This window comes from Nostocoides japonicum T1-X7 (genome assembly GCF_001046855.1).
GTDB lineage: Bacteria > Actinomycetota > Actinomycetes > Actinomycetales > Dermatophilaceae > Nostocoides > Nostocoides japonicum.
On record NZ_HF570958.1, the window covers coordinates 4,080,414 to 4,086,350 of the forward strand.

Consider the following 5,937-nt stretch of genomic DNA (forward strand, 5'->3'; position numbering starts at 1 on the left):
GTCTGGGGACGACATCAACTCGGCACGTGCGGGGTTGGCGTGGTCGCTGAGCCGGCGGCCGCGGAGGTCGAGCGCCTGCCGTGAGGGGTTGACCGTTGCGCGAGTCCTTGTGGGGAAGCTGGTCAGGGTCAGGGCTCGGGTCAGTTTCCCCACAAGGACTTGGTGGGTCGTTCCTGGTCCTGGGGTGCTCGGGTGGTCGGCAGGTGCGGGGTTGTCGTGGTTTCTTTCGTGTTCTGACCACGGAAAGCTCACACCTGCCGGGGAGGGGTGGGGGGTGTGTGCACGTGCCGAGAAGATGTCGTCAGTCGCGTCTGGGGACGACATCAACTCGGCACGTGCGGGGTTGGCGTGGTCGGACCGGTCCGGGGACAGCATCGACTCGGCACGTGCGGGGTTGGCGCGTGGTCGGACCGGTCGGGAACCGCATCGACTCGGCACGTGCGGGGTTGGCGTGGTCGGACCGGTCCGGGGACAGCATCGACTCGGCACGTGCGCATGGGTCAGTGGGGCAGGGAGAGGGCAAGGTCGGCGGGCAGCAGCTTCCCGGCTCGGATGAACCGCTCCTGGACGCCCACGGTCACCGTCTGGGCCGCCATGATCCCGAAGAGCACGAGAACCTGAGCCGCTGCCGCCTGAGCGGGCGAGCCGCCGCCGAGGAGGACCCCGATGAAGGCCCCTGGCAGCGTGACGACCCCGGCGGTCCGAACCTGGTCGAGACCTGGGACGAGCGCTTCGGGGACGCGGCGGTGGATGATCTCGCCGATGGCGTCGGTGCGGGCCAGACCGATCGCGAGCCCGGCCTCGAGCTGGCCGCGCTCCTCGCGCAGCGCCGCGAAGCATCGCCGGCCGGCGAGGGAGTGGGCGTTCATCACGCCGCCGATGAGGATGCCCGACACCGGGACGACCGCGAGCCCCGTGAACGGCACGCTCCCGCTCCCGAGCACGATGACGAGCACCGGGAGGAGCCCGCAGGCCATCGCGGACGCCGTCCACGGCCAGGCGCGCCGGGCGCCGACCCGGCCACCCGTCGTGACGACGGCGACGGTGAACATGACGGCGACGAGGAGGATCGACAGCCGCACGTCGCGGACGACCCAGGTGATGACGAGGGCAGCCGCCCCGAGCTGCGCGACGGACCGCAGGCCCGCGACGACCGCGCGGAGGGCTCCGGGGAAGGAGGCGAGGGCATACCCGATGACCGTGACGACCATGAGGCAGGCGAGGGCGGCCGCGACCGGCCAGCCTGGGGTGACGCTCACGCGGTCACCGTATGCCGTCGCCGCCTCGGCGGCCCGTCGCTCCGCCCGCTCTGGACGACTGTCGCCGGGTCCGCCTCAACGGGCCTGTCTCCCGGGCCGCTTCGAGGACTGTGGCCGTCGCCGCACCGGCGGCTTGTCACCGGGCGGGCCTCGACGGCCCGTCACCCACCCCGCCTCGGCAGCCCGCCGACCCGGCTCGCGGTCTCACGCCGACCGTCCGGAGCAACGCGCGACCGCGGCGTCTCCTGTGCCGTCGGTCCGACGCGCAGGCCCGGGGCTCGGGCATGCTGGGACGAACGCCGCGCGGAGCACACCACGAAGGAGGGTCCATGACGGGTGAGGTGCTCGCCGCGGGCTTCGCGTTCGCCGGCGCGGCGGTCGGTGCGGCCCTGACGTATGCCGCGACCCGCCGGGACATCCTCGCGCGCGTCACCGAGTCGCGCCAGGACCTGTCGCAGCGTGAGGGGCAAGGACGGCGGGAGGAGTGGGGGCGGCGGTTCACGGCGGCTCTCGACGACGTCGCCTCGGAGGACTTCCGGCGGCGCGAGCTCGGCAGGGTCGTCCTCGTCGCCCTGTCGACGAGCAGCCTCGCCACCCCCGAGGACAGGGATCTCGCCGACGCCGTCCTGTCCGCCGGTGCCCGGATCGACGCAGAGGGGGACCGGACGATCATCGTCCCTGCCGGGATCAGCGTGGACGACGTCGTCGTTGTCGAGGATGATGGAGACGACGAGGAAGGGAGCAGCCGATGAGCAAGCGCATCGTCCGGGTCACCCGGGACCAGGTCCAGTCCGCGAAGGCCCTCATCGAGCTGCGCGGCGGGGAGGACAAGGTCGATCCCGACATCGTCCTCATCGCCAACGCCAAGCGCCTGAGCCCCGCCGAGATCGCCGCGCTCGAGACGGCCTGAGCGACCCCGGCCCGACGGTCCCAGCCGGCTTCTCGGGACCGCGGATTTCCGGCGGAGGCCCCCGCTCTGGCAGACTGGTGCGTCGCGTCACCCGACTGACGGCCCCCGCCACAGGGGGAGTGCTGCCGCACGCGGCATGCGGCCCGGACCGGCGCGAATGCGAGAACCCGAAGCACGACCAGCACCGTGGGTGACCTGTGGCACCGTACGAGAAAGCGAAGCAGCCATGCAGCGATTCGACGAGCTCGACAAGGCGTCGATCAAGACCGACATCCCCGACTTCCGAGCCGGCGACACGGTGAAGGTCCACGTCAAGGTCGTCGAAGGCACGCGCTCGCGCATCCAGGTCTTCCAGGGCGCCGTCATCCGCCGGCACGGTGGGGGCGTCGGCGAGACGTTCACCGTCCGCAAGGTCTCCTTCGGTGTCGGCGTGGAGCGGACCTTCCCGCTCCACACCCCGATCATCGACAAGATCGAGGTCGTCACGCGCGGTGACGTGCGCCGGGCCAAGCTCTACTACCTGCGCGACCTGCGCGGCAAGGCCGCCAAGATCAAGGAGAAGCGCGAGACGCCGGCGGGCCGCTGAGTCCCCGGCCCGCGCCGGTGCGTCGCCGGTCGGCGCCACCGAGTCTCCCGCCCGCACCACTGAGTCCCCGGTCGACGCCGGTGCGTCGGCCGCCGGGGACAGGTTCCCGGGCTAGGCTCGCGACACCATGAGCGCCGCCGACGCCACCGATGCGACCGACGAGCGGCCCGCGACCGACGGCACGCCGGACCCGGCCGCCCGTCGCCCGCATCGCTTCGCGCGCCTCGTCATCGAGGTATGCATCGCGGTCCTCCTCGTCGTCCTCGTCCGGACGTTCGTCGTCCAGAGCTTCTATGTCCCCTCAGGGTCGATGGAGCCGACCGTCATGCCCGCCGACCGCGTCCTCGTCGACCGGCTCCACGGGGCGTCGGGCCTGCGGCGCGGAGACATCGTCGTCTTCGACGGCACCGAGGCATGGAACGCCGTCCGCTCCGCCGAGCCCGAAGGCGGCGCACTCGGCAGGATCCTGCGTCCCGTCCAGAGCGCGCTCGGCATCGACCCCCAGGAGACCGACTACCTCAAGCGGATCATCGGCCTGCCGGGCGACCACGTCGTGTGCTGCACCGCCTCGGGTCACCTGACGATCAACGGCGCCGAGGTCGTCGAGCCGTACCTCCCGAGCGGTATGCGGGCCAGCGAGGTGACCTTCGACGTGACGGTCCCATCCGGCAAGCTGTGGCTCATGGGGGACAACCGCCCCGAGTCCGCCGACTCCCGGGCGCATCTCGGCGATCCCGGCGGTGGCATGGTCCCCGAGTCCGACGTCATCGGCCGGGTGACCCTTCGCTTCTGGCCCGTGTCCCGATGGGGCACCATGGAGCGGTCCACCACGCTGTCCGACCTACCCACCGCAGGCTGATGGCGACCGACGAGACGGGAGACAGGGTGCCCCAGGACCCGATCGCCGAGCCGGACGGCGTCGCCGACGGGCTCTCCACGCCGGCCGTCGCCGAGCCGGCCGGTCGCGAGGATGCCCGCCAGGGGGGCTCTGGCACGCCGAGTGCCCCCGAGGGAAGCGGACGGCCGTCGTTCGCCGCACGCGTGGGGACCGGCATACGAGAGCTCGTCGTCGTCGTCGTCATGGCGCTGGCGCTCTCCTTCATCGTCAAGACGTGGCTGGTCCAGGCGTTCTACATCCCGTCGGAGTCGATGGAGGACACGCTCATCGTCAACGACCGCGTCGTCGTCAACAAGCTGACTCCGGGAGTCATCGACCTCAAACGGGGCGACGTCGTCGTCTTCTCCGACCCCGACCACTGGCTCGCTCCGACGCCGAAGGTCGACGACGGGCCGGTCGTCAACGGCATCCGTTCGGCCCTCATCTTCGTCGGCCTCCTGCCCAACCCCTCCGACGACCATCTCATCAAGAGGGTCATCGGCATGCCCGGCGACCACGTCGTGTGCTGCGACGCGGCCGGCAAGCTGACCGTCAACGGCGTCGCCATCACCGAGCCCTACATCAAGCCGGGGGTCAACCCCAGCGACCGGCAGTTCGACATCACCGTGCCGAAGGGCAGGATCTGGGTCATGGGCGACAACCGCTCCAACTCCGAGGACTCCCGCTTCCACGACGCGAGCGGCGACGGCTCCGACGGGTCGGTCCCCATCAAGGACGTCACGGGACGCGCGTTCGCCATCGTCTGGCCGTTCGACCGGATCACCTGGCTGTCCAACCACCCCGACACGTTCGCGAAGGTCCCTGCCGCGAGCGTCCCCACCCCGTCCGCGACGACCTCGACGTCCGCACCATGAGCCCGGCGAAGCGCACCGTCTCCCGCACCCCGACCCTGCGTGTCGAGCGGTCGCTGCAGCGTGACGGCTACCGGCTCCTCGCCGGGATGGACGAGGTGGGACGCGGCGCGCTCGCCGGGCCGGTCACCGTCGGCGTCGTGATCATCGACGAGACGTGCCGCACCGCCCCGCAGGGCGTCAAGGACTCCAAGCTGCTGCCGCCCGCGGCCCGGGAGCGCATGGTCCCGCGGATCCAGCGCTGGTGCCTCGCGCACGCCGTGGGGCATGCGAGCCCCGACGAGATCGACGCGATCGGGATCATCGCCGCACTCCGCCTGGCCGGCACCCGGGCCCTCGACGCGCTCGCGGCGGCCGGCTGGGTCCCCGACCTCGTCATCCTCGACGGCAACCACGACTGGCTCACCGATCCCGCGCATGCGGGGCTGCTCGCCTTCGCCGACGGGGCGCCCGCCGCGCCGCGCACGCCGCCGGTCACGACGATGATCAAGGCCGACCTGAAGTGCTCGAGCGTCGCCGCGGCCAGCGTCCTCGCGAAGGTGACGAGGGACCGGCTCATGGTGGAGCTCGGGGGCGAGCACACGGCATACGGCTGGGTGGAGAACAAGGGGTATGCCGCGCCGGAGCACCTGGCGGCGCTGCGCGTCCACGGGCCGTGTGCTCATCACCGACGGTCGTGGAACCTCCCGCTCGCGGTGGGAGAGAATGGATCGACCGACCTCGACGTGGCAGGAATGGCGTGACCGATGAGTGCTGAGGACCTCGAGAAGTACGAGAGCGAGATGGAGCTCGCCCTCTACCGCGAGTACCGCGACGTCGTCGGCCTCTTCTCCCACGTCGTCGAGACCGAGCGCCGGTTCTACCTGTGCAACTCCGTCGATGTGCGGGTGCGGGGCGAGGGCGGCGACGTCTTCTTCGACGTGACGATGAGCGACGCGTGGGTCTGGGACATCTACCGGCCCGCGCGGTTCGTCAAGCAGGTGCGCGTCGTGACGTTCAAGGACGTCAACATCGAGGAGCTCGCGAAGCCGGAGATGCCCGACCTCGAGCTGTCCTGAGCCGCGGGGGCGGCCGTCGTCCCCAACCCATGACATTCTCGGGCGCCGCCCACAGGGGTCTCGCGGGTATGCCGTGTGCGCGGTCCGGCTGTCAGCCTCCTTGGCATGACGGAGCGACAGCAGCTCGGCCGGTGGGGCGAGGCCCTCGCCGTCAGCTACCTCGAGGACCGCGGCATGACGGTCCTCGACCGCAACTGGCGGTGCCGGCACGGTGAGATCGACATCGTCGCGATGGACGGCGACTGCCTCGTCGTCTGCGAGGTGAAGACGAGGTCCGGGCTCGGGTTCGGCGACCCCGTCGAGGCGGTGACGTGGCGCAAGTACGCACGACTACGACGGCTCGCGGCGGCGTGGCTGGCCGACCGCCGGCACGAG

General features: G+C 71.4%; 9 protein-coding genes. 8 read left to right on the top strand and 1 reads right to left on the bottom strand.

Annotated elements, in window-relative coordinates:
* Positions 1-500 precede the first annotated feature (500 nt).
* Positions 501-1,259 carry an ABC transporter permease gene (locus BN12_RS18500; protein WP_048554795.1) on the bottom strand — a complete coding sequence of 253 codons (759 nt, stop codon included), beginning with the start codon at positions 1,257-1,259 and terminating at the stop codon, positions 501-503.
* A gap of 329 nt (positions 1,260-1,588) precedes the next feature.
* Between BN12_RS18500 and BN12_RS18505 the strand changes: the two genes are divergently transcribed.
* The 8 genes from BN12_RS18505 to BN12_RS18535 form a co-directional block, all read left to right on the top strand.
* Entirely contained in the window at positions 1,589-2,011 is a 423-nt protein-coding gene (locus tag BN12_RS18505) for a hypothetical protein (protein WP_048554797.1), read from the top strand.
* On the top strand, positions 2,008-2,169 hold the full coding sequence (locus tag BN12_RS24700) for a hypothetical protein (protein WP_157635560.1): 162 nt from the start codon (positions 2,008-2,010) through the stop codon (positions 2,167-2,169). Before BN12_RS18505 ends, BN12_RS24700 begins: the two co-directional genes overlap by 4 nt.
* Positions 2,170-2,395: 226 nt before the next feature.
* Positions 2,396-2,755 carry a 50S ribosomal protein L19 gene (rplS, locus tag BN12_RS18510; RefSeq protein ID WP_048554799.1) on the top strand — a complete coding sequence of 120 codons (360 nt, stop codon included), beginning with the start codon at positions 2,396-2,398 and terminating at the stop codon, positions 2,753-2,755.
* A 127-nt stretch (positions 2,756-2,882) separates the two neighbouring features.
* Positions 2,883-3,614, top strand: a complete 732-nt coding sequence (lepB, locus tag BN12_RS18515) for a signal peptidase I (RefSeq protein ID WP_083454760.1) — start codon at positions 2,883-2,885, stop codon at positions 3,612-3,614.
* Positions 3,614-4,507 (top strand): signal peptidase I, encoded by an 894-nt coding sequence (gene lepB / locus BN12_RS18520; RefSeq protein WP_083454761.1) that lies wholly within the window; start codon positions 3,614-3,616, stop codon positions 4,505-4,507. Before lepB (BN12_RS18515) ends, lepB (BN12_RS18520) begins: the two co-directional genes overlap by 1 nt.
* Positions 4,504-5,247, top strand: coding sequence for a ribonuclease HII (locus tag BN12_RS18525; protein ID WP_048554801.1), 744 nt, complete (start codon positions 4,504-4,506; stop codon positions 5,245-5,247). Before lepB (BN12_RS18520) ends, BN12_RS18525 begins: the two co-directional genes overlap by 4 nt.
* A 3-nt stretch (positions 5,248-5,250) precedes the next feature.
* Entirely contained in the window at positions 5,251-5,562 is a 312-nt protein-coding gene (locus tag BN12_RS18530; RefSeq protein WP_048554805.1) for a DUF2469 domain-containing protein, read from the top strand.
* A 105-nt stretch (positions 5,563-5,667) separates the two neighbouring features.
* Positions 5,668-5,937 (top strand): YraN family protein (locus BN12_RS18535; protein WP_053080090.1); only part of this gene is annotated, 270 nt, incomplete at its 3' end.